The 23,433-nt window shown below is 48.8% G+C and carries 19 protein-coding genes; 3 read left to right on the forward strand and 16 right to left on the reverse strand.

What is annotated here, in order from left to right; translation table 11 throughout:
* Window position 1: 1 nt before the first annotated feature.
* Window positions 2-1,363 (forward strand): TolC family protein, encoded by a 1,362-nt coding sequence (locus C1721_RS01070; protein WP_102406362.1) that lies wholly within the window; start codon window positions 2-4, stop codon window positions 1,361-1,363.
* Between the two features lie 158 nt (window positions 1,364-1,521).
* Here the strand turns inward: C1721_RS01070 and C1721_RS01075 are convergent, their stop codons facing one another.
* The 4 genes from C1721_RS01075 to C1721_RS01090 form a co-directional block, all read right to left on the reverse strand.
* Window positions 1,522-2,823: a sensor histidine kinase gene (locus tag C1721_RS01075; protein WP_102406364.1), complete on the reverse strand. Its 1,302-nt coding sequence runs from the start codon at window positions 2,821-2,823 to the stop codon at window positions 1,522-1,524.
* A 14-nt stretch (window positions 2,824-2,837) separates the two neighbouring features.
* Window positions 2,838-4,208 (reverse strand): sigma-54-dependent transcriptional regulator, encoded by a 1,371-nt coding sequence (locus C1721_RS01080; protein ID WP_102406366.1) that lies wholly within the window; start codon window positions 4,206-4,208, stop codon window positions 2,838-2,840.
* A gap of 51 nt (window positions 4,209-4,259) precedes the next feature.
* On the reverse strand, window positions 4,260-5,744 hold the full coding sequence (locus C1721_RS01085) for a TolC family protein (protein ID WP_102406368.1): 1,485 nt from the start codon (window positions 5,742-5,744) through the stop codon (window positions 4,260-4,262).
* A gap of 201 nt (window positions 5,745-5,945) precedes the next feature.
* Window positions 5,946-8,288, reverse strand: coding sequence for an autotransporter outer membrane beta-barrel domain-containing protein (locus C1721_RS01090; protein ID WP_102406370.1), 2,343 nt, complete (start codon window positions 8,286-8,288; stop codon window positions 5,946-5,948).
* Window positions 8,289-8,773: 485 nt separating this feature from the next.
* Between C1721_RS01090 and C1721_RS01095 the strand changes: the two genes are divergently transcribed.
* Window positions 8,774-9,151: a diacylglycerol kinase family protein gene (locus C1721_RS01095; protein ID WP_102406372.1), complete on the forward strand. Its 378-nt coding sequence runs from the start codon at window positions 8,774-8,776 to the stop codon at window positions 9,149-9,151.
* Here the strand turns inward: C1721_RS01095 and C1721_RS01100 are convergent.
* Entirely contained in the window at window positions 9,123-9,512 is a 390-nt protein-coding gene (locus C1721_RS01100; protein WP_102409177.1) for a HepT-like ribonuclease domain-containing protein, read from the reverse strand. The two genes, C1721_RS01095 and C1721_RS01100, sit on opposite strands and share 29 nt — an antisense overlap.
* Window positions 9,505-9,798 (reverse strand): nucleotidyltransferase family protein, encoded by a 294-nt coding sequence (locus C1721_RS01105; RefSeq protein WP_102406377.1) that lies wholly within the window; start codon window positions 9,796-9,798, stop codon window positions 9,505-9,507. The genes C1721_RS01100 and C1721_RS01105 overlap by 8 nt, the downstream gene beginning before the upstream one ends.
* A gap of 98 nt (window positions 9,799-9,896) precedes the next feature.
* Here C1721_RS01105 and C1721_RS01110 point away from each other — a divergent pair, with 98 nt between their 5' ends.
* Entirely contained in the window at window positions 9,897-10,457 is a 561-nt protein-coding gene (locus C1721_RS01110) for a phosphatase PAP2 family protein (protein WP_102406379.1), read from the forward strand.
* Window positions 10,458-10,532: 75 nt separating this feature from the next.
* On the opposite strand, the gene C1721_RS01115 is transcribed toward C1721_RS01110, so the two are convergent.
* The 10 genes from C1721_RS01115 to C1721_RS01160 all read right to left on the reverse strand — a co-directional run bounded on the left by C1721_RS01115 (window position 10,533) and on the right by C1721_RS01160 (window position 23,271).
* Window positions 10,533-11,786, reverse strand: a complete 1,254-nt coding sequence (locus tag C1721_RS01115) for an ABC transporter permease (protein WP_102406381.1) — start codon at window positions 11,784-11,786, stop codon at window positions 10,533-10,535.
* A gap of 13 nt (window positions 11,787-11,799) precedes the next feature.
* Window positions 11,800-13,089, reverse strand: a complete 1,290-nt coding sequence (locus C1721_RS01120; protein ID WP_102409178.1) for an ABC transporter permease — start codon at window positions 13,087-13,089, stop codon at window positions 11,800-11,802.
* 271 nt (window positions 13,090-13,360) lie between these two features.
* Window positions 13,361-14,659 carry an ABC transporter permease gene (locus C1721_RS01125; RefSeq protein WP_102406384.1) on the reverse strand — a complete coding sequence of 433 codons (1,299 nt, stop codon included), beginning with the start codon at window positions 14,657-14,659 and terminating at the stop codon, window positions 13,361-13,363.
* An 11-nt stretch (window positions 14,660-14,670) separates the two neighbouring features.
* Entirely contained in the window at window positions 14,671-15,972 is a 1,302-nt protein-coding gene (locus C1721_RS01130) for an ABC transporter permease (protein WP_102406386.1), read from the reverse strand.
* 44 nt (window positions 15,973-16,016) lie between these two features.
* Window positions 16,017-17,276 (reverse strand): FtsX-like permease family protein, encoded by a 1,260-nt coding sequence (locus C1721_RS01135; RefSeq protein ID WP_102406388.1) that lies wholly within the window; start codon window positions 17,274-17,276, stop codon window positions 16,017-16,019.
* A 17-nt stretch (window positions 17,277-17,293) separates the two neighbouring features.
* The gene (locus tag C1721_RS01140) at window positions 17,294-18,604 is read right to left on the reverse strand and encodes an ABC transporter permease (protein ID WP_102406390.1); all 1,311 of its coding nucleotides are present in this window, start codon (window positions 18,602-18,604) and stop codon (window positions 17,294-17,296) included.
* A gap of 43 nt (window positions 18,605-18,647) precedes the next feature.
* A complete protein-coding gene (locus C1721_RS01145; protein ID WP_102406392.1) occupies window positions 18,648-19,313 on the reverse strand; it encodes an ABC transporter ATP-binding protein in 666 nt (221 codons plus the stop codon).
* Between the two features lie 148 nt (window positions 19,314-19,461).
* A complete protein-coding gene (locus C1721_RS01150) occupies window positions 19,462-20,709 on the reverse strand; it encodes an ABC transporter permease (RefSeq protein ID WP_102406394.1) in 1,248 nt (415 codons plus the stop codon).
* A gap of 44 nt (window positions 20,710-20,753) precedes the next feature.
* A complete protein-coding gene (locus C1721_RS01155; protein WP_102406396.1) occupies window positions 20,754-22,025 on the reverse strand; it encodes an ABC transporter permease in 1,272 nt (423 codons plus the stop codon).
* Window position 22,026: 1 nt separating this feature from the next.
* The gene (locus C1721_RS01160; RefSeq protein ID WP_102406398.1) at window positions 22,027-23,271 is read right to left on the reverse strand and encodes an efflux RND transporter periplasmic adaptor subunit; all 1,245 of its coding nucleotides are present in this window, start codon (window positions 23,269-23,271) and stop codon (window positions 22,027-22,029) included.
* Window positions 23,272-23,433: the final 162 nt, after the last annotated feature.

Consider the following 23,433-nt stretch of genomic DNA (forward strand, 5'->3'; position numbering starts at 1 on the left):
CATGAAAAGAAATATAATCCTATTCTCCATAGCTGCTTTTTCATTAAGCAGCTGTGGCATATACAAAACATATAAGCCAATTGATTCTGTGCCGGAAAATCTATACAGGACAGAAAACAGCACGGAAAACGATACCGCCAGTATCGCCTCATTGGCTTGGCAAGAACTCTTTACCGATCCTTATTTACAGGAATTGATAGAAGAAGGTTTGGCAAACAACACAGACATGCGTACCGCCCACCTGAAAGTTCAGGAGGCGGAAGCCAGCCTGTTGACTTCGCGCCTTGCTTACCTTCCGGCATTGTCACTGAATCCACAGGGGACTCTGAGTAGTTTTGACGGAAGTAAAACAGCCAAGAGCTACCAGCTTGCAGCTTCTGCCAGCTGGGAAATAGATATTTTCGGTAAACTTACAAATGCCAAACGCAGTGCACAAGCGGCATTAGCGCAAAGTAAATCCTATAGGCAGGCCGTCCGGACACAACTAATTGCCACTATAGCCAATACCTATTACACACTATTACTACTAGACGATCAATTCGCCATTAGTGAACGGACGGCTGCCCTTTGGAAAGAAAACGTGCAAGCTATGCGTGCTCTTATGAAGGCCGGTTTAAGAGACGAGGCTGCCGTATCGCAAGCCGAAGCCAATTGCCTTGCGGTAGAAGCATCCCTCCTTACCTTACGTAAACAAATAAACGAGACAGAAAACAGTCTTTCCACTCTTCTAGGCAAAGTTCCGCAAAAGATTGGCAGAGGAACGCTCAACGGGCAGCAGTTTCCACAACAACTTACAGCCGGACTGCCGGTAAAGCTACTCAACAACCGTCCGGATGTTAAACAGGCCGAAGCAGCATTAGCACAAGCCTTCTATTCCACGAATGAAGCGCGCAGTTATTTTTATCCCAATATCACATTAAGCGGTACGGCAGGGTGGACAAACAACGGAGGAGGAATAATAACCAATCCGGGAGCTTTGCTACTTCAAGCAATAGGTTCACTCACCCAGCCATTATTCAATAAAGGGACAAATATAGCCCGTTTGAAAATAGCAAAAGCACAGCAAGAAGAGGCAGCTTTAGCCTTCCAGCAAAGTCTGTTGAATGCCGGTAGTGAAGTCAACAATGCGTTAACTCAATGGCAGACCGCACGGCAACGTATTGTCTTAGGTGAAAAACAAATAACCTCGCTTGAAACTGCAGTCAGAAGTACACGTTTACTCATGGATCACGGCACAACAACCTATCTGGAAGTGCTAACCGCTCAACAAACATTATTGCAAACTCAACTGACTCAATCATCCGATCGCTTTGACGAAATACAAGGAATTATCAGCCTTTATCAATCGTTGGGAGGAAAGTGAAGTTTTTTTGTAACCGGAAACAGTTTAGCCCCGTCTTATATAAAGATTGGTTCTAATCTGTACTGTGGAACAAAAATTCCGCCGGAATAGAAACGAATTCATAAATTTTTGCTGTAAAGCTCCGGCCTGCGAAGGTCGGAGCTTTTGTTATATCCTAATCAACCGAACAAAATCTTAAATCTTGTCAGCCCGTCCGAACAGGTTCGTAAAGAAAATGTACAATTATGTTTGAGCAACACTTCGCGAATGAAAATAAGACCAATACCTTGTCCGTTAGGTTTCGTAGAAAAGAAAGGACTGAACAGTTTCGCTTCTGTCTCCTTATCTATTCCTTTGCCGGTATCAGCTATTTCAAGGCACACAGGGGAATTGGACGTGCGAATATGGATTTCACCATCTTGTTCTATCGATTCTGCAGCGTTCTTTATGATGTTGACCAGAACTTGTTCAAAAAGGGATGAATCGAGTTCAGCTACCGGAGAGACCTCTGCCAACTCCATGACGAGGCGTATATTACGGTTTTGGCACACCATTTCCATAAAACGTTTACAGGAACCAACTACTCCGTTTAATTCTACCGGCTGCAACTGAGGTTCCGGGATGCGCACCACGTCTGCAAAATTGGTTATAAAGCGACTTAAACTATAGCAACGATCCATAGAGACCTGCAAAACCTCACAAACATCTGCCATATTATCCGCTTCACTGAAAGCCGACTGTAATGTATCTAAAGTGGATGTAATACCGGCCGTGGTATTATTCACCTCATGAGCTATCATACGGATCACCTTTTCATACGCTTTCTTTTCCGCTTTAAACACTTCCTGTGTAAGTGTCTCAATCAAATAAAATGGATGATGGAATCCTCTGTCTACAAATGACGAATGAGTACATTTATAAATATTGGCATCGTTTAACCGGACGGTTTGGGAATCGTATAACGGAATCTGCAATAGCTCGGCAGCCAACGGAGTATCTATTTCCGACAATTGTTTTCCTACTACTTCTGACGCAGCGTAAGCACCGAACATCTTACAAGCAGCAGGATTTGCAGATAACACCTCCCGGTCCAGATTTAATATAACAACTCCCATAGGGGAAGCATTAATCAGCAGATCGAGGAAATGGTTTTGCTCACGAAGATGCAGCCGTTCGTTCTTTAACTGCTCCATCATCTTATTGAAGACATCCACCACACGGTCGGCTTCGGTCTGCCCTACCCGGCTCAACCGCGAGCTGAAATCTTGTTCCTTCAATAACTCCATGCCGTTTCCTATCGTATGCAATGGTTTGATAATGCGACGATAGAAAACAAACATATATATAACCGTCAGGAGTACCAGACCTTCTACAACAAAGAACAAATAGCCGGAATAAAGAAAAAGGACGTAATAGGTGAGTATCGCTAATATTGTCAGCAATAATACGGTAAATCCCCAAAACAATCCCTTTACTCTCATTATGCCATCTTTACTTATTTATCGACAGGAATATCGTATTTCTCTAACCTCCGGTACAAGGCAGCCCGGCTGATGCCTAAAGCTGTTGCCACATGAGAAAGATTACCATTATGTGTTTCCAATGCCCGAAGGATAGTTTGCTTTTCCAGTTCATCCAGAGTAAGACCTTCAAAGGAAGCCGGCATAGGACGCTTCATTTCTCCGGCATTGTGGCATTGCCCTTCAAAGTCGGACACCTCCAACACCTGTTTACCAGACACCAACATAGTACGTTCTACCAGATTTTTGAGTTCACGGATATTACCCGGATATGGCAATCGTTGTAAATAAGCTAAGGCTTCCGATGAGAACTGAACTTTTGCCAAACCGTTTACCTCCGCCTGCTTATCCGCAAAATAACGGGCTAGCAAAGGTATATCTTCCCTGCGTTCGCGCAAAGCCGGCAGATGGATTGTTATCAGGTTTATGCGATAGAAGAGATCTTCCCTGAATGTACGTGCCGCTACCATTTCCTGCAAATTACAATTGGTAGCGCTCACTACACGTACATCTACTTTATGGGGACGGCTGTCGCCCAACACCTCAAATGTCTGATCTTGCAGCACGCGAAGCAGTTTTACCTGACATGACAGTTCAAGGTCTCCTATTTCATCCAGGAAAACAGTACCTTTATTCGCCATTTCAAAGCGTCCTACACGGTCGATATAGGCATCGGTAAAAGCGCCTTTCTTATGCCCGAACATTTCGCTTTCAAACAAACTTTGTGAAAGACCACCCAGGTTGACCTTTACAAACGCTTCCTTTTCACGAGGGCTATTGGCGTGGATCGCTTCGGCAATCAGCTCTTTGCCGGTGCCGCTTTCTCCGGTAATCAACACAGAAGCATTCGTCGGAGCAATGCGGGAAACCGTTCCCAACACGTCCATCAACACAGCACTTTGTCCTATTATCTTATCGAAGTGGAATTTGTTATCGGCATCCGTACGGTTAAGCGGCTCATTCTTTTCGGCCTTCTGTTCGCTCAATTCCAATGCCGTATTAATGGATTTCAAAAGTACAAGGTTATTCCATGGCTTCGTAATAAAGTCGAAAGCTCCGGCTTGCATACCTTGCACAGCCAGAGAGATAGACCCCCAGGCCGTCATCAGTATCACCGGAACATCAGGACGGAAGATCTTTACCTGCCTCAGTAGCTGGATTCCCTCCTCGCCTGTCGTAGTCATGGTAAAATTCATATCCATCATTATAAGCCGGGGCGCAACAGCACGAACCACTTCCAGCGCCTCTTTAGGGCCGGGAACGGCTTCCGTTTCATAACCTGCACGCTTCAATAAAAAAGTGAGTGAAGAACGTACAACGGCGTCATCATCTATAATTAATATCATAAACCCTTCTGTATTTGAAGACAAAGGTAGTTTTTAATTATCAAAAGTATATTATCTCCTGACTATTTCCTCGAAGTCGGCATCCAGATTGTGATTGTTAATAAAGTCGTACAACGTCATGCTGCGGATGTTGTAGAAATAATACCAATAACTATATAATTCTTGAATATGTTTCTGGCGTGCGTTGTCTTTAGAGTTCTGGGCATCATTCAAATCAAGAATATCTATCTTACCGATCATGAAGGTTTCTATCGAAGTCTTATACCGCTTGCCTGCCAACGTATCCACTTCCGCCGCAATCTCAAGCTGGGCAGCCTGGTTATTGAAGTTCTCCACCAGCAGAAACACATTCTGATTGAAGTTCATTTGTTCCTGACGGGTTTTGGATAATACAACTTCACGATTCGATTCGGCTACTTTAACCTTCCCTTTCCGCTTTCCCCAGTCCAGGATTGGAATAGTCAGCCCCACTTCTACAATCTGGTTGTCTTTTAAATGGTTATAGGCAGCCCCCATCGTATGGTCTTTGCCGGTATATCCTACAGAAGCAAAGAGGTTAATGCTGCGGCGGTTTCCTTTGGCGGTTGCTACATCATAATCGGCTTCCAGTTGGCGGCGAAGAATATTCTTTGCCAGCGAGTTGTTTTCCTGAGCCTTTGCCAACACCTCCTGATAATCCATCCGCACACCCGGTACAGTCTCCGGCACTACGGGAACAATCACATCCTGTTCACTCATTCCCAAAAAGGAACGAAGCTGGAACATATTTGCATTGAAGTTAGACTGTGCCTCAGTCAGCAACCCTTTAGCCTGTAACGCGGATTGTTTCAGACGCAACAACTCGCTTTCAGAAATATGCCCTATCTTACGCTTCGCCACAGCAATATCATACAGCTTGTTGGCATTTTCCAGGTTCTGCTGTGCAATGTGCAAGTTCTCCTGAGCAAGTAAGAGGTTGAAGAAGTTGTTGATTGTAGTAAGCGTGACGTTCTCCACACTTTCAATATAAGAGGCTTTCGCTTCCTGATAGCGCACCGGTTCGATACGGCGTTTCCATTTCTGGTCGTTCACTCCAAAGATTGGTTGGGTCAACGTTAAGCCGACAGGTACACTCATATACTCGTTATAAGCTCCCGTCCCCAGCTGACGGGTAAAATCAAGAGATGTATTCAACGCTATTTTACCACCTGTCAATGCTATATTCTGTTCGATAGAAAGCTCTCCCGTCAGTCCCAAAGCATTATCCTGCACATACGTATATGCACCGTCGGACTGCTGGTATTTACTGTATTTCTTATTATATGAAGGTAATGTACCGGCAAACACTACTTCCGGAAGCTGGTCGGCACGATGCGTACGATATTCCCAATAAGCGGTACGCAATTCATTCAAAGCCACGGTAGCATCTACAGACTGCATCTGTGCAATCGTGATGGCCTCCTTTAGTGTAAGCTGTACCCTGTGTGTATTATCTTCCGCCCGCAAGCAGTTTGAGGTAATCAATAAGCAGGCTATAGCAATATAGAACTTCTTCATCCTGTATCTGTTTTTGACACGCACAGGGCAAAAGCCATGCCAAAAACGTACTTTACTGATAATCTGAAATGTATCAAACCCGGCAATGTCCGTTTCCGAACACTCTGTCCGTTTTTGAAATCATCCCCGATGATTTATCTTAGAATAAAGAAACAGTGCTGTTACTTTCCTTTTAACAGAAAAGCAACAGCACCATGTTTATCATTTTATTACCACCTTCCGGGGCTTTCCTATTTCCGTATGCACGATATAAATACCAGCCGGAAGTCCGTCTATCCTGCTTCTGCCTGCCGGAAGCACTCCTTTATAAACAACCCCACCGGAAGCGCCTACCACACAAAGCCGGGAAGTTACAGGAAGATCTATGGAGAATGCCCCCGGTTCAGTTTCTATCCGCATGCCTCCCGGAACATCTTCAATCCCGGTTGGTAAATCATTACGATGAACGCCCGACACGATAATCCGGACATTCCCCCGTACATCCCGCAATACATACCGACCATCCGAAACACGAGGCTCAAGCTCTCTGCCATCGGAAGTAGTCACCACCGGATGCGATTGGTTGTACGCCTCATGCAATACGATATCGAAACTGAAAGAGCTTCCCTCCAATACACTGTACATACTATCTCTTAACACTTTACCGGAACGGACATAGCTCACACCTTCCACCTCCGGCAAACAAATATCATACCAATTGAACACGGGCGGAGACACCGGTTCATTCCCAATTCTGAACACACGCGAGGTGGTAACCGTATTACCCGCAGCATCCGTCACCATAAAGTCCAAAGTATGGCTGCCTGCCACGCCGGTATATTCATAAGAGATCTTTGCATTATCTGCAGTCAGGCCGGTTACGTTCTCCAGCTCTATCAAACCCTCCTTTACTACATACGAAGCGATGCCGGAGAAGCCATCTTCAAGCACAAAAGCAGCCATCTTGCCACTCACAGAAGCTTCACTCACCACCGGTACCGATTTGTCTATACATATATCTATCGTATGGTCGGTTACATTGTCCCGGCGCGTCAGTTTATACTGGTATTCGTACTCACCCTCTTCAGAAATCGTGATAGCAGTACTGCTGCCTGCCGATTTCGTAACTACCCCCACACCCTCAATCGTAAAACCTTTGGGAGCTTCCAGTGTAATGTCCGAGCTATACCAGTTCTTATCGCCTGCAACAGAGGAAGGGGTTTCCTTAATCGTTACGACCAGATCGGAAGCCTTTTTATCAATGCATTCTATTGTGGGAGAAGAAGCATCCAGCGTCAATGTATAATTGCGGGTAAGAAACGATCCGTTGTCTTTCAGTTTCAGACTTCCCATCTTAAATATACCACTGTTCGTATCCCAGCCCAATTTACCGTCAAAGTCGGGCGTTTCGCCGCTTATCGGGTTTTCGCTGCATGTATAAGTGGGGGCGTAATCGGTTTCATCTTTATAAACCACCTGCCCGGCGACCGGCGTAATGGTCAATTCTACCGGCTTAATGGTAAACTCTTTCGTAATATTATTGCCATAAAGCCTGCCGGTAGGTGTTGCAGACACAGTTACCTTTGCCGTACCGGCATGGGTGTTATCTGTGTATTCCAGCGTATAATCTGTACCTTGTGTATAAGAAGAAACAGTTACGGCCGGAGTTAGAGGAGAACCTGTATAACTACCGGCATCGGCTATGTTTAACATCCCGTCCATCAGTTTTGTGCGTGGAGTATTTCCAGCAACAGTTCCACTAATTGTTCCCCCTTCAATACTAACAGTACCATTATTAGTAAACGTTACACCATCAGCAATTGTCAAAGTCTGCCCGTCGTTAACCGTCAACGTAAAGCCGCTCAGAAGAGTAGCATCCGATTTCAGCGTAACGTCATTGCCATACATTCCCCCCGCACCATTTTGGTAGATAATGCCTGTAGGATTGCTTTGAAGCCCTGCTATGTGCGTACCATTACCGCCGGTGACTATGACAAAACCACCGTTAATGATCGTTGTGCTGTTGTTGCCGGTAGCTCCACCGGAACCTATTCCGCACGCATTTCCGGCTACAATCACCGTCCCCCCGTTTATTGTCACCTTGGCATTCTCATAAAACCAACCTCCAATCCCGGCATGATTCGAAGTGGGGCGTTCTACTGTTACCGCTCCGGTACTCTCTGCCGTAATAATCAGTTCTCCATCTTCATCATGGGTATGTATTCCTGATCCATTAGCCGGATGCAACACACTATTCCCTTTCAGGGTGAGATACAATGTACCTTTATCTATGTTTATCGGGTTATCGCAACCTATGTCCAGATCCTGAATGGTGAGATACACAGCATCGTTCTTAGTGGGCAATGAAATCGTAATAAAGTTGGAAGTCCGGTTGTTATTACCTGTAATAGTAATCATGTTGGTACTGGGAGTTTTAATTACCGCCGATTCGGTAGTAATGTCGTGCGTATCTCCGGGAGAGAGTTCTTTTGCCATACTGCTCTGCCCGGCAAGAAACAGAGAAACCATTAGCGCTACACCCTTGCCATAAAAAAAACCTTTCATATAAAGTTAAGTTACTCCATGCAATCCCCCGGACATGGTATAAAAAAAGAAGGACGTGGGGACTGTTGCAATATATCTGTAATGAGGCTCTCGACTGCCCGTATGACTGATATATAAACAACAAACCCACGTCCCCATATCCTGAACATACACAAAGGCACACGTATAAACATACGTATGCAAGCATGGGTATATAACAAGATGGAGTACGTGAGCGTTCAGTTGCCTATTATCCAGTCATACTGAAATTGTCGAGATTTCATTACAGGATAATATCTTTAAACGCTCTTCGTATCTAAATTAAAATAGCCAGGGCAACGCTTCGCCCTGTTATGCGTGCCAAAGGTAAAAAGGTTTTATGAAATAATAAACATGCGCAGCCGTTTATTTCTTTGCAGAGTAAAAGCGAGAAGCTATCTTTGTACCCATCAGGTTGCTTTTCCTTCAAGGGAATATAGTATAATACATAACAATGTACAGAGAATATGAAGAGTAACGGTTTCTCATTCGGCAAGAGGCTGCAAAGCTTCAAATACGCCTTCAACGGCATACGGTTATTGATAACCAAAGAGCATAACGCCTGGATTCATTGCTTCGCCGCCATCTGTGTAATCGCGGCCGGCTTCTGTTTCGGTCTGTCGCAAACGGAGTGGATCGCCGTGTCTATCGCCATCGGAGCGGTGCTGGCGGCAGAAGCCATCAACTCCGCCATCGAAGTCCTGGCCGACCATGTTTCCCCCGAATACAACGAAGCCATCAAACGCACCAAAGACCTTGCCGCCGGCGCAGTCCTGCTCATCGCCATCGCCGCCGCAACGGTAGGGCTCATCATCTTTATTCCGAAGATAACGAGCCTGTTTTAAGATCAAGTATTATCTTTTCTATCACACTAAGTAACTCCGGAATATTCACCTTTACTATGCGGAATATGATTTCTTCATCCACATTAAAATACTGATGCGCTATAATATCCCGCAACCCCATAACACTACGCCAATTGATGGAAGGATAAGCAGAGAACAACTGCTTTTGTGTATATTTGTCAATATTCTTTATAGCCTCTCCTACAGTAACTAACTGCATACAAATACTATCCATACGCATCATACCATCTCCGGAATGCGTAAAGTCCTCGGGACAAGATATACACGCCGACCGTTCAAGTATAACCTTTAAGGAATTATCGACTTGTAGTAACAACAAATAGACTTCTTCTTTACACATAAATTCCATCCCTTTCTATATTACGTTTCAGAAGAGCGTTCATGTTTTCACGCAAACGGATTATGTCGATCTTACAATGCAGCAAGTCCTCTAATTCATATTTAATATCCAGCAGCACAAAGCCGTCCGGTTCTTTCATTTCCACACAAACATCCAAGTCACTGCCTTCCTTATGTTCGCCTCGTGCTACAGAACCGAAAATACCCAGACGGAGAATGCCATATTTGTCCGACACTTTTTCCTTATACTGTCTCAATGTATCAATATAATCTTTTGTTGTTCTCATACTGAATCGTTTATTCGGTTACAAATATATGAATTCCCATGTAATATTACAGCACATTCTCCGTTCTCATTATCATATCAACGTTTACCGGATAATACATGAAGCAATCGATCTTAGGAATATTAATGCTGTTCTTCCTCTCTCTCGGTCTGAACGCTCAGGAGCTGGAAGTAACCGGCAGCCGGAAAGCCGTACGGACATCCGGCGATGTACTGGCATTTGTAACCCCTGTTGCCAGTCTGGCTACAACGCTGGCCATGCAAGATTGGCAAGGATTGAAGCAAGGCGCACTGGCCGGCGTAACCACCATAGGCGTTACCTACGCACTAAAGTACATCGTAAAGAAAGAACGTCCGGACCATAGCGATCGCCACTCTTTCCCCTCCATGCACACCTCGGTATCATTTACGGGAGCGGCCTTTATACAACGCCGTTACGGATGGAAATGGGGCGTACCCGCCTACCTGCTCTCCACCTACGTAGGATGGAGCCGCGTATACAGCAAGAAGCACGACTGGTGGGACGTAACGGCCGGCGCCGCCATCGGCGCAGGCAGTGCCTACCTCTTCACCCGGCCTTTTGCCAAGAAACACAGCCTGACGATCAGTCCTGTTGCCGGCAACGGACACTATGGCGTGTACGCCTCAATGAATTTCTAACACCACGCAGCCCGGACATGTATCACTACAACCCGGGCTGCCTCTATTAATTATTTACAAAAAAACTCTCCATACCTATTCATAGCGTAACGCCTCGGCAGGAGTTAGTCTTGCCGCCTGATGCGCCGGATACCAGATGCCGGCAATGATAATAACCGCCATCGTTACATACGTTATTGCCGCCGTGATGAGAAAACGCGAGACGGACAAATCCATCCGCTTCGTATCCAGCAGGTCGGTAAGCGTGATGTTCAGGGCAATAAGCATGGCCACGGCAAAAGAGACGGTGAGCAGCACAAGCCCTTCGGCTATCAGCAGGCCTTGCAGGCGCGAGGGGGCTGAACCCAGCGCAACACGCAGCCCCATCTCCCCCTTCCGTCCCTGGGTGCGAAACCAGAACGTGCCCAGTATCCCCAGAAAAATGTTGACAAGGAGGAAGAAGGCTATCGCCCCATACTCCCTCACCTCGTTGCTGTTGCCGCGCCCTTTGTTGTAAGAGTCGGCAATGTCCTGTACCGGACGTATATCCATCAGGTAGAGATTGCCTATGCGTAGCTGTTCCTTCATCTGCCGGCGGAAGGTTTGTGCAAAGTCCGCACCATCCTTATCGGCCTCCACGCGGAGACACACCTCCATGCTACCCGGATCATACTGTTCTATAATGTCATCATTCCCGGCATAGAGGAAGACGCTATTGTTCGGCTTATCATATTCCGTCATCCGGTAGAGCGTAGTTACATCCGCCACCTTGACCACCACCGAGTCACCAAAGGGAGAAAGCAGCTCTTTACCCGTAGCCTCCTGACCCGGGAAGAGCTCGGCGGCTACATCGGCACTGAGCAGCACCGACCCCGACTTCCACCCCCGCTTCGCGGTGGCCAGCCCTCCGTCGAGGCTATGGACGCGGAAGACACGGAAGAAGTCTGGCGTCACAAAGCGTACTTGAGCCTGCTTGCTCAGCGTATCGGCCCGCAGCGGCGCCCAACCGTTGCCATGCGAATAGGGCATACCCCACATCGACACGCTCACGCACTCCACACCGGGATAGGTGCGGATACGGTCAAGCGCCGTCATAAAGTCGTCGCCCGGCCGGGCGGGATGCTGCTCGGCCGTAAGGAAGTCGTCGCTCTGCTTGTCCACCAGCTCGAAGTCTACCTGATAAGTATGGCTGATGTCGAAGCCGGTGGGACTGTAAAGGAGCGTAAACGTCGTGAACATGAAGTCCACCACATACCAAAGAACCACCGATATAAGGAGCAGCTCCGCCCCTATCCACGCATTCAGTTTGCGCTGGTTCCATATCATTTTAAAGACATGCTTTATCATCATCGTTCGTTACGTGTTATTGTTGGTTTAAAGACTCGGTGATGTTCTTGCCCGACGTGCGCCACGCCGGAACGCCGGCGCTCAGCAGGTTCATCAGGAGGCAGAACAGGAAGGCGCAGGCAAACACCGCCGGGCTGAACAGCATCTCGGCATTGAGCAGCGTAGCGCCGTTCAGATAGCCTCCCATCTGCGTAGACAGCAGCCAGTCGCGCAGGGCCGCTACGGCAAAATAAGACAACGCCAGCCCTACCACGCCGCCCAGCAGCGTGAGTACCATGTTCTCATACAATATCTGCCTCACCAGCTCCCGGCGGGTAGCGCCAAAAGCCTTGCGTACGCCCAGTTCCTCCATCCGCTTCGTCATCCTCGAAAGCGTCATGCCGGAGAGGTTGATGGCGGGTACAAGCAGCATAATGAGCACAATGATGGCATAGCGCGCCAGCATCCCCTTCACATCCGGCTCAACGTTGATAAGCGGACGCGAAAGCTGTTCCAGACGCGTGTCGGGCTGATTCACCAGATCCCACGAATGCCCGTCGGTAAGGGCGGCATTGAACCCCTTGGCCCGCTGCGCCACCTCCGCCTTGATGGCCGGGAAGTCGTCCGCCGAACGCGCCAGGATGAAGCAGAAGAAAGTGCCGGTGATGCCCCTCCCTTCCTGCTCCGGCTGGTAGTGGTACGTCCCCATCGAGGTGAACGGCACCCACACGGAAGCGTAGGCCGACTCGGCCAGCAGCGACACCGCAGGCACTACGCCGCAGATCGTGTAGTTCACAAAGCTAAGCTGCAGCGGCTTGCCCACCACATCCACCGAGCCATACAGCCGGCGCGCCACCTCTTCGGTAACCACCGCCTTGTGCAGCCCGCTCTCCACATCGGCCTCCGTGTAAGGCTTACCGTCCACGAAGCGGAAGCCGAACACCTTCCAGAAAGCAGCATCCGTACCGCTCACGTCACACTTAAATTCGTTCGTACCGCCCGGCACGGAAGCCAGCCGCGTGATGTAAGGGCAGACGGCCGACACCGCCTCTGCACTCTTCAACGGATAGAGAGCGTCGTGAATCGCCTTATATCCCAAATAAGCAATATCATGCCCGCCAGTCCCGTTCTGGTCCACACCGGCTTTAAGGTAAAGCATCCGGTCGCGGTTCGTCTCCGGCTCATAGTTGGCGTTGCGCACCTCGTACACAATGACTATCACCATAATCATGGCGATGGCAAGCGCCGTACCAAGTATGGAGATCACACTAAGCAGCGGGTTCTCCCCCAGCATACGGACGGCCTGTTTGAAATACTGTTTATACATATCCACTGTACGTTTACGTTATCTACCCCTCCTACGAGCAAAACACGTGCCAAACATTTAACCCCCTCTCTTTCAACCCGCCTTGCCACCCCACCGGTGTCCGTTTACGGACAGTGTACCATTATCGAACACCACGCAGGCAGGCTTGGTTTGTATCGTGCTATTAGCACGATGTCTGTATGCTACTTTTCCATCAAGGGAAAAGTGACAGTACAAGGCTTGCAACGCAAGCCAAAAGAATGGCCAGGACTGCCAAGCCAAAAGTAATAGACTATTCATCATGCAACGCCTCTGCCGGTGCCATCCGTGACGCCTTATCCGCAGGAAGCCAGATGGCAACAAGAATAGCCGCCACCAATAACACAAAGGTGATAACGTTGGTCAGGATGAAACGCAGCAACAGGCGGTCGGGCAGGTAGACCTGGCTGTCCTGACTGCTCTTGCCCAGCGTGTCTATCATGCCGAGGTAGACAAATTGCCCCTCTATCAGCATGGCGGGCACGACGACAACGGCCAGCAGGCAAAGCCCTTCGACGTAAAGCAGCCGGCGTACCGAGGCGTGCGTAGAGCCAAGCGCCATGCGCAGGCCTATCTCTTCACGCCGCTGACGGATGCGGTACCAGAACGTCCCCACTACGCAAAGCATGATGTTGAGCAGGAAGAAGAGCATCAGGGCGACACGGACACGGTAGTTGTTGGTCACCCCGAAAAGCGCCTCGGTTTCCTTCTCGAGGCTCTCCAGCGAGCGGATGCGTTTGAAGTAGAAGTTACCGATGCGCAGCTCCTTCTTCATCTTCTCGGAGAATAGCTGCCGGAAACGGGCGTCGGAGACGGACGAGCTGCTGCGGATCACGATGCTCTTGCGGTCGATGTTGGAGTAGCCGGCACGCTCGGCAACGTAGAAGTTTTTCTGCGGACGCTGGTAGTCGAAGCGCTTCACGTCGCCCACCACGCCTTTCACGACGAAGGACTGTTCGGTATCCATGCCATTGTAAAGGCCCTTGTCAATGGCGGTGTGTTCGCCGGGGAAGAGGCTGTTTTGGGCGGACCGGCTCAGCACGATGGCCTTGGGGTCGGAGAAGTCGAAGTCCGACACCGACACGGGCTTGCCGTCGGGGGTGGTGATGCGGAATACATGGAAGTAGTCGGTACGCGGATCAAAGCAGATGCGCTGCCCTCCGGCAGAGGGGGAGACCGAGTCGGGACTGCTTTTCAGCATCCATCCATAGTAGCTTCCGGCGCCGGGCAAGTCTCCGCGGTTCATGACGGCAAGTTCTTCCACGCCTTCGCAGTTGCGGATACGGTCCAGCACACGGTCGAAGTTGGCCGGCAGGGTAGCCGAGTCGCTTTCGGCCGGCCGGTAAGCGGGCGAAAGTTCCGGTATCTGAGCCACGTCTACCAGCCAGGTGTGGCTTACGTCGCGGCACAACGGGATACTGCGGTTGTATTGAAGGACAAAGAAGTAGTCCGTCATATACCATACGAGGCAGAAGACAAGGAGGAGTTCCATACTGATCCACACGTTCGATCCCCAGCGGTTAAGCAACTGTTTGCATATAATCTTCAACATAGGGCTTCTCTTTATTTAGCATTCAACGAATATATGATCTGACGGCGTGAAGCGCGCCAGGCGGGAATCAGCGCAGAGAGCAGGTTCAGCACGAAGCAGACGGCCAGCGCAATGCCAAAGACGGTATAGTTCATCAGCATGGAGGCAGGGATGACCACCTCGGCATCTTCGTGCACAATCTCTACAAAGGAGATCCCAATCTGCATCACCCAGTCGCGGGTGAGGAAAAGCAGCAGGTAGGAAAAGAGCAACCCCAGCAGTCCGCCCAGCAGGGTGAAGAAGAGGTTCTCGGACAGTATCTGCTTCATCAGCGCGCCCACCGGAGCGCCAAACGCACGGCGTACGCCCATCTCGGCCAGCCGGCGTTCCATGCGCGAATCGGTCATTCCCGAAAGGCTCACCGCCGGAACGAGCAGCAGGATGAGGAACACCAGGGCGTATTGCAGTATGAGCTTGCCGAAGTCGATGTTGTCATCCCAGGTGCGGAGGACGGACTGCCAGTAGTAATCCGGTTGCCCCATCATGCTGAAGGTGTAGTCGGGCAGCGTGTTGCTGTAGCGTTGCACATTGGCTTCGGCCGCCTGCTTCACCTTCTCGATGTCGGCATCGGGAGCTACCAGCACGGAGGCAAAGTAGCTGCCCTGCGCGGAGGTGTCGCCCCAAGTATCTTGCTGGTAAGATTCGCTTACGGTGTAGGGTATCCAAAGCTGTGCATAGCTCCGTGAGGTCAGGAAAGAGGCATCCTGTACCGTGCCGCATACCTTGTACTGGCGGAAGTTGAGCGAGATGTATTGCCCCACTGCATCCTCATCGCCAAACAAGCGGCGCGCCAGGCTTTGGGCTATAACTACAGTGGGGAGCCTCGATAGCTGGTCGGCTTCGGTAAAGGGCTGTCCGCCGGTGAAGCGGAAGGGGAATACTTTCCAGAAGTCCGTATTCACGAACTTGGCTGCTACCGGCAGTTGGGTTTCTTTACCGGCTGGCTGCACATAGAAGTCGCTCCTGTCGTTCAGTTCCAGAGCTATTGCCTCCACCCCTTCCAGAGAGCCGAGGCAGGTCCGGATAATCGATTCGGAGAGGTAGCCGGTAGAGACGTATCCGGGACGGTTGCGTTCCTCCACCCTGCTCCGCTCGGCTATCAGTATGCGGCTGCGGTTGGTTTCGGGATAGATGTCCGCCAGGCGGATGTAGAACACGATGGAAAGCACCATCACCATCGAGATGGAGAGACCTGTGCCGAGAATATAAACGGAACTGAACAGCCGTTCTTGCCGGATCAGATTCCAGGCTTGTTTGAAGTATAGTCTTATCATTGTATCTTTAGTATTGTTACTTTATTAATCATTAATCCTCTTTCTCACTCATAGTGCAACGCCTCCGCCGGCGCCATCCGTGCAGCCCGCTGCGAAGGATACCAGCAAGCGGCTATAATGACAAACGCCAAAGCAAGCCATGACAGCAGGCTCACCACCGCAAAGCGCCAAACAGATACCGGCATTACGTCTGTAGACAGGATTTCCATATAGGCCAGATTACCGCAAACCAGCAGGGCGGGTACGGATGCCAGGAACAGGAGCATCAACCCCTCGCCTATCATCAAGCCACGAATGCCCCGATGGGTAGAGCCTACGGCCATACGCAACCCTAACTCGGCACGGCGACGGTTCACACGAAACCAAAACGTACCGATCACGGCCAGAAAGACGTTTACGAGGAAGAAGCCGGAGATGATGGAAAGTACCTTCTGCCCGCTTGTCCCCAATGAGTTATCCAGGAAAGAGGCGCGTATCTCGGTATAAGGCTTCACTTCCGACACCCAGTAGTTGCCGGCTGTCAAAGATTGCTTCGTTTCCTTCATAAAGCGTTCTGCAAAGCCCTGCGGATTCACTCCCCGGCGGGTTCGGAAACAGATATCCATATAACTCATGCTACGTTCGTCAAGACGAAAGGCTTCTATGAAGCGCTCATCCAGCAATCCAAACAGTTGGATGTTACCATTTGTGGCATACTCGTCATTACGTAGCGGTTCGGATACAGCTACGATAGGATAGCTCTCCGATTCCGATGTATAATAACGCTCGCCTGCCACGTCTGTCCTGCCAAACAATTCCTGTGCCGCAGTAGCCGACACGATTGCCCCTTCCGGCAAACGGCGGACAAGCTCTTCGGCGCTCCCTCCCGAGGCGGGGTGGATATCGAACACCTTAAAGTATTCGGGCGTTACGTTCAGGCACCGTGCAGGCACATGTATCGAATCATGGTAGATATCAATCCCCCAATTGGAGAAAGTATAGGGCAGGGCTACATAAGACATGCAAACCGCTTCCACATCGGGGTGGGCCTTGATGCGGTCTACAATACGATAGAGGTTCTGCCGGGGTTCGTCGCTCCCGTCTTCGTACTTAACAAAGGAAGGGGCGTTAGCCGGACGTATGGAAAGCGTTACCTTATATACGTTTTCCACATCGAAGCCTACCGGACGGTTTGCCAGGATACCACGCATCAGGAAGTAATCGGTAGTAAACCACAGTACAACGAATACCACCAGTAACTCTACCAGCACCCAGATGTTACCGTGCAGGTTTGTCTTTATCAGTTTCAATATATGCAGTATCATAAGTGTATCCTCCGTTGTTAATTGGTTGTATTGGCCAGTGCATCCGTAATATGTATCCGAAGGGCTCGCATGGCGGGTACAATGGACGAGAGCAGGTTGAGCACCAGGCAGATCAGGAAGGCATACCCGAACACCTGCATGTTTACCAGCATCGAGAGCGAGAGGCTCATATCCATGGCTCCTCCGGACATCATCGTTATGAACGATCCCAGCAGTAGGTTGCGCAACAACCAGACCAGCAAGTAAGAGAAAAGCAATCCGGCAATACCTCCGGGTAGCATCAGCAGGAGATTCTCTGTCAATAGCTGCATCAAAAGAACTCCTTTGCATGCACCAAAAGCCCTGCGCACACCCAACTCGGGAATACGGTCGTGCATGTGAGACATATTCAGGCCGGACAGGTTCAATGCCGGGACTAGCAAGAACAGCAGCAGGACAAAGAAAAGTATAAAAGAGGTCTTCTTCCAGTCTTGCATAAATAGCAGATGCAGCATGTTCCGAGTGTACATAAGAGGCTCTTCTCCCTCCAGTTTCCCATCGGCCAGCGTTGTGTTGTATTGCTTTATCTGCTGACGCCATTCTTCAAGAAACCGCTCCATATCGCGCGGACTATGCAGTAATACGCAAACGGTAAACGGCCCGAGAGATGATCTTTGTTCAACAGAAGAAACCTCCGACAGACCGGGAATACTGCTGTATGGTATCCAAACATCGGCATAAACATCTTGTGTGATGGCGGAGACATCGGCTACTACACCGCATACGGAATATTCCACTCCGTTGAGCAGCACGGTTTCATTTATCACATCCGTCTTTCCGAACAATTTACGTGCGGTCTTCTCGTTCACAACGGCACGGGATAGAGAAGAAGACACATCCGCCCCGTCATACGGTTTACCGACCAGGAAACGAAAGCGGTATATCTGCCAGAAACTATCGTTGGTTGCCATCAGGCTTACTTTAGGCGAGACATCTCCCCCCGGTATCTGGAGATAACTATCACCTACAATATATCGCAAGAACATAGGGCCTACCTTTATTGCTATCAGTTCGGGGGTAGTCATCGGCAATATACATTCCTTGATTGTACGCAGGCCATAGCTATGAGAGTTACGGCTCATGTTTCCCTGTACATACGACAAGCTGCTCAAATAACACATCCTGTCCCTGTGTACCTCCGGCGCTATATTGGCCGTACGGATATGATAAACCACAGCCATGACCATCACCATTGAGATAGCCAGCCCTGTACCTATAACATAAACGGTGCTGAAGAAGCGGTTCTGCTTCATCAACTGCCAGGCTTGTTTAATATATTGTTTATACATGGTATTCCCTGTTTATTTGTTACTACCGGGATGAATCTTCCGGCTACTGCACCTGCCGTCCGTCGAAGAAGCGGATGGTGCGTGAGGTTTGTTGCGCCTGCTGTTCGTTGTGGGTTACCATCACGATAGTACGGCCGTCTTCCTTATTCAGTTGGTGAAGCAGCTCCATGACTTCGATACCCATCTTGGAATCCAGGTTACCGGTAGGCTCATCGGCAAGTATTATATAAGGATTACCTACAATGGCACGGGCAATAGCCACACGCTGGCACTGACCTCCGGACAACTGCGTGGGGAAGTGGCGCATACGGTGGCTCAGTCCTACTTTCTCGAGTACGGCCTCGGCGGCCTTACGGCGTTCGGAAGCGGATACTTTGCGATAGAGCAAGGGAAGCTCTACATTGTCCAACACATTCAGGGAATTAATCAGGTGGAAGCTCTGGAACACAAAGCCCAGTTGCTTATTACGGAAGGCAGCCAGTTCCTTGTCGTTCATATTAACCGTGTTCACACCGTTGATCTCCACCATTCCGGATGTAGGAGAATCAAGCAGTCCCATAATATTGAGCAGGGTGGATTTACCGCAGCCGGAAGGTCCCATGATGGAGAGGAACTCGCCTTTCTGAACTTCCAGGTTTACGTTTTCCAATGCAACCGTTTCAATCTCCTTTGTACGGTAAATCTTCTCGAGGTTTGTCAACTTAATCATGATCGTAATGTTTTAATTGTTATGTATTCTTTTTTAGTAGTTGGTAGTTAGTAGTTAGTAGTTGGTAGTTAAAGTAGTTACCACTCGTTAGTAATTAAGAACAGTATGCTATTTCTACTTAACTACTAACTACCAACTACTAACTACTTTACTCATAATGCAGGGCATCTGCCGGAGCCATCCTCACAGCCTGGCGTACCGGAAACCAGATACCAAGTATAATCATTCCTCCCATTAACAGGTAGGTCGCGCCTAAAGTTACCAACACCCTTGCAACCGACAAGGATTGCCGGTAAGTATCAATATAGTCCGTCATCAACAGGTTGACGCCAAACAATAGAACCAAGGGCAAGGTGAATGCCAGCAAACAAAGCCCTTCGGCATACATATACTGTTGCAAAGTAATACGATGAGCGCCTAGCGCCATCCGTAACCCGATCTCACCTCGCCGGTTCTGCATGCGTAGCCAGAAAGTACCGATGATGCCGAAGAAGACGTTGATGAGCATGAAAAGCATAAGCGAAAACTTATTGCTCATATCCCGTTCCTTGCCACTAAGCTGTATATCGCGAAACTCTTGCATGGGGGTGATACCGTATACCATAAGGTTGTCTGCTGTAAGCCGGTCGCCCATACTGTCAAGAAAGAGATTCATATCGTCGCGGCTAAGGCTGCGTTTCATGCGGACGCAAAGTTCCGCATCGCGGGCACCAAAGTAATCCACCATAAAGTTGTATATCTCGCCGTTCAAGCATTGAAAAAAGCAAGGCTCCGGACGTTCGTACTCGTTTGCCCGTATCGAACTGCTTACGGAGGCAATGGTAAAAGTTCCACCTGTATCGGTATAAGACAACTGCCGTCCACGCGCTGTCTGACCGGGAAAGAAAGCATCTGCCATCTCACGGGAAACAACTAAGGCATTGCGGACACCTGATACTTCGTCGTACACAGGCTTCCCATCGGAGTTCTGCACATTAAAGAGGCGGAAATACTCGGGCGTTACGTTACGTATCTGGAAGCTCTGGGCAGAAGACAAGGTAGTGTCGCCACCCAATGGTGTGATGTTTCGCCATGAGTTACTGAATGAATAAGGAGATGAATAGAAGGCAGCACAGACTTCATACACTTCGGGGTTCTGCCTGATCTGTTCTATCAGGCGGGTGAGCTTCTCCGGCTCGGAAAGGCCCGGAAGGGTGTCGGTACGCGCCTCTTCAGTCAGCTTAAAGCGCCACACATTAGTTATATCGTAGCCCAACGGTGAGCGGTAAGTAACCATATCCACATAAAAAGTATCTATCATAACCCAAAGGAAGCCGGCCACGATAAGTAATTCGGCAAATATCCAGCCGTTACTGCGACGCTGGTTCCATATTATCTTTAATATATGCTTGATCATTGTTATCTGTTATTTATGTAAATCAGTTGTTTTCATATCCTTCCTCACTTATTCTCATCTTTTAGCGACTCTACAATCTGCCCCCTCGACATGTGCCAGGCCGGCAAACCTGAACTTAGCAGATTGATCAACAGTGTAAAGAACAGCGCCGCCACAAACAGGTAGGGCTGGAAGATCATGCCAAACGTAATAACCGTATCTCCCGATAGCAAGAACGACCTGCCAAAATAGAGCAAAGCTACGGAAAGTAGGATACCGGCCAGACCGCCGATGAGAGTAATCACTAAATTCTCGCTCACCATCTGTGTGAAAAGTCGCCCTCCGGTAGCTCCAAACGCCATGCGAAGTCCCATCTCCGAACGCCGTTTCTGTATGGACGACTGCACAATACCAGTCAGATTCAGCGTAGGAACAAGCAGGAGGAAGAGCAGTACCAATCCGGTTGTTCTCAGGTATTCCATCCATCCGATACGGTTCTCGCTATAATTGCCACCATTACCCAGCGTCCGCTCGAGCGTTGTTAACGGTTTGCCTATAGAGAGAATATAATCAGCCTTGCTATCGTTATAGCGGGCGGTGAGTTTCTGTATTTCGTCTCCTATTGTATCGAAGTCCAAAGTACTACGCGCAAGGATCACGGCCGAGAAAGAGCCGCAGATACCGTCACAGTTTCTCGATTCGGTGTATGCACTGTTACAGGTATAAGGAAGCCACACGTCGGCAAACGTATCAGTCACAGCCTTAGTAGGGCGTGCCACCACACCAGCCACGCGACATTCCATTAAATTGTTCAGCAACAGTTCGTGCCCTACCGCGTCAGTGGTATTAAAAAGTCGCCAGGCCAGGTAATCAGAGATAACAACGTTGGGAAGGCCGGAATTGAAGTCTGCTTCCGTAAACGGTTGTCCATGCAGGAAACGGAAGTCGAACACCTTCCAAAAGGCCGGATCGGTATAGATCACCTGATATTCGTCGAACAGGCGTTTGCCGGGCAATGAAACTACCAGATTGTCATATGCTTTCATGCTTACCGCCTCAACGCTGGTTAACGGATAAAAGCATTCGCGCGCTACCTGAACAGAAAGGCCGGTGTTGTTGTTATCGTTTCCTTGTTTTGACCTGGCATTGATGCCCTGAACATAGAGCATGCGTGAACGGTTAGAGACCGGGCTGTATTCGGCCTGCCGTATCTGGAATTGAAGCACCACCACAAGAATCATGGCAACCGAGAGCGTAGTCCCCAAGATAGAGATCACGCTGGTAAGGCGGTTTTCCCTCAGTGTTTGAAGGGCTTGTTTGATATATTGCTTTATCATCTTATTTCAATTTAAGCTTATTCTTTTCTTTATACGAGCTTATGTCCGAAACAACTACCTCGTCGCCAGGTTCGAGACCGCTCACCACTTCCACATATTCAAAATTGCTATCGCCCAATTGTACTTTACGCTTTATCAATTGATCGCCTTTTACCACAAAGAGTTCATATTCACCTCTACCCACATAGTAAGAAGCGTTGGCAATACGCATCACGTCTTCCTTTACGGCATTCATCACATAGACATCCGTCTTCAAGCCGGAACGCAGACGCTTATGATTATCTTCCTGCAACTGGACAGTAAAGGAGATCACTCCGTTTTTAGATAATGGAGTAACATCACTTACTGTTCCTTCCAGTTTCTCACTACCTATCTTAACAACCGCTTTACTGCCTGCCGCAATACGGTCGCCATAGGTATCCGCAATCTCGCCTTCTATCTTGAAATGCGAGAGATCGGACACTATCGCCACTTTAGTGCCTTGTCCCACCTGTGCACCGACTTCATTATTTACATAGGTCAGGATAGCCTTGCGGGGTGAGCGGATGCGAGCATCTTCCAACGTACGTTTAGTCTCTGCCAAACCTTTACGGAATATATTCAGTTCCAGTTCTTTCACTTTCAGATCGGCTTCGGCAAGAGCTTGTTCGTTCTTGTATTTCTGTTCATCTTCCTTTAATTGAAGCTGACTCACATTATAATCCAGTTCTGTTTGACGAACCTTATCAGTAGTGCCTGCGCCAAGACTGTCGAGGTAGCGTTCGTTACGAAGTTCCACTTCTTTACGGTTCAGCGTCATGCGGGATACTTTCAGTTTCATCTCCATTTCGGAGAGCTTGTTGCGGTTGGTCACCCGAAGCTGTTCCAACTGCAAGCGCTTCATTTGTTCTTCATCCAATAGTTTATTATAATCCGTCTCAGCGCTTTGTAAATCCAATTTAAGGATAGGTGTGCCAACATCAACGGAATCTCCACCCTTTTTGTAGATTTCTATGATACGGGAATTGATAGGAGAATTTATAATCTCTTCAAAAGCAGGAACTACTTTACCGGAAGCACTGACGGATACTTCTATCAAGCCTTTATCAACTGTGGATATACTCAGGTCTTTCCGGCTCAGGCTGGTCTGCATAAAAGCAATGATACCGCCTATCACCACACATGCAACAACCACACCTCCTATCAGTTTTACCAACTGTTTACGTTGTTCCTTCCGTTGCACCTCTTTTGAAATCTCTCTGTCCATATTTAATAGTACTTTTTATTTTCTGCCACCCAAAGGGCAAACTCCATGCCAAAAACGTAATTGTTTGATTGCGTGATATTAGTGCAATAACCAAGTGTTCAATATCGGACAGTGTGTTCGCTTTCGTGCAAAACTTTTCGCAGTGTACGCTTGTTTAGCATA

The sequence above is a fragment of the Parabacteroides bouchesdurhonensis genome (assembly GCF_900186615.1).
Classification (GTDB): domain Bacteria; phylum Bacteroidota; class Bacteroidia; order Bacteroidales; family Tannerellaceae; genus Parabacteroides; species Parabacteroides bouchesdurhonensis.

What these genes read in the sequence shown, in the direction of transcription:
- C1721_RS01110 (WP_102406379.1), top strand. Translation starts at nt 9,897, where the DNA reads ATGAAGCAATCGATCTTAGGAATATTAATGCTGTTCTTCCTCTCTCTC.
- C1721_RS01080 (WP_102406366.1), bottom strand. Translation starts at nt 4,208, where the DNA reads ATGATATTAATTATAGATGATGACGCCGTTGTACGTTCTTCACTCACT.
- C1721_RS01100 (WP_102409177.1), bottom strand. Translation starts at nt 9,512, where the DNA reads ATGTGTAAAGAAGAAGTCTATTTGTTGTTACTACAAGTCGATAATTCC.
- C1721_RS01090 (WP_102406370.1), bottom strand. Translation starts at nt 8,288, where the DNA reads ATGAAAGGTTTTTTTTATGGCAAGGGTGTAGCGCTAATGGTTTCTCTG.
- C1721_RS01140 (WP_102406390.1), bottom strand. Translation starts at nt 18,604, where the DNA reads ATGTATAAACAATATATTAAACAAGCCTGGCAGTTGATGAAGCAGAAC.
- C1721_RS01095 (WP_102406372.1), top strand. Translation starts at nt 8,774, where the DNA reads ATGAAGAGTAACGGTTTCTCATTCGGCAAGAGGCTGCAAAGCTTCAAA.
- C1721_RS01115 (WP_102406381.1), bottom strand. Translation starts at nt 11,786, where the DNA reads ATGATGATAAAGCATGTCTTTAAAATGATATGGAACCAGCGCAAACTG.
- C1721_RS01135 (WP_102406388.1), bottom strand. Translation starts at nt 17,276, where the DNA reads ATGATACTGCATATATTGAAACTGATAAAGACAAACCTGCACGGTAAC.
- C1721_RS01105 (WP_102406377.1), bottom strand. Translation starts at nt 9,798, where the DNA reads ATGAGAACAACAAAAGATTATATTGATACATTGAGACAGTATAAGGAA.
- C1721_RS01075 (WP_102406364.1), bottom strand. Translation starts at nt 2,823, where the DNA reads ATGAGAGTAAAGGGATTGTTTTGGGGATTTACCGTATTATTGCTGACA.
- C1721_RS01070 (WP_102406362.1), top strand. Translation starts at nt 2, where the DNA reads ATGAAAAGAAATATAATCCTATTCTCCATAGCTGCTTTTTCATTAAGC.
- C1721_RS01145 (WP_102406392.1), bottom strand. Translation starts at nt 19,313, where the DNA reads ATGATTAAGTTGACAAACCTCGAGAAGATTTACCGTACAAAGGAGATT.
- C1721_RS01130 (WP_102406386.1), bottom strand. Translation starts at nt 15,972, where the DNA reads ATGATAAGACTATACTTCAAACAAGCCTGGAATCTGATCCGGCAAGAA.
- C1721_RS01125 (WP_102406384.1), bottom strand. Translation starts at nt 14,659, where the DNA reads ATGTTGAAGATTATATGCAAACAGTTGCTTAACCGCTGGGGATCGAAC.
- C1721_RS01155 (WP_102406396.1), bottom strand. Translation starts at nt 22,025, where the DNA reads ATGATAAAGCAATATATCAAACAAGCCCTTCAAACACTGAGGGAAAAC.
- C1721_RS01160 (WP_102406398.1), bottom strand. Translation starts at nt 23,271, where the DNA reads ATGGACAGAGAGATTTCAAAAGAGGTGCAACGGAAGGAACAACGTAAA.
- C1721_RS01085 (WP_102406368.1), bottom strand. Translation starts at nt 5,744, where the DNA reads ATGAAGAAGTTCTATATTGCTATAGCCTGCTTATTGATTACCTCAAAC.
- C1721_RS01120 (WP_102409178.1), bottom strand. Translation starts at nt 13,089, where the DNA reads ATGTATAAACAGTATTTCAAACAGGCCGTCCGTATGCTGGGGGAGAAC.
- C1721_RS01150 (WP_102406394.1), bottom strand. Translation starts at nt 20,709, where the DNA reads ATGATCAAGCATATATTAAAGATAATATGGAACCAGCGTCGCAGTAAC.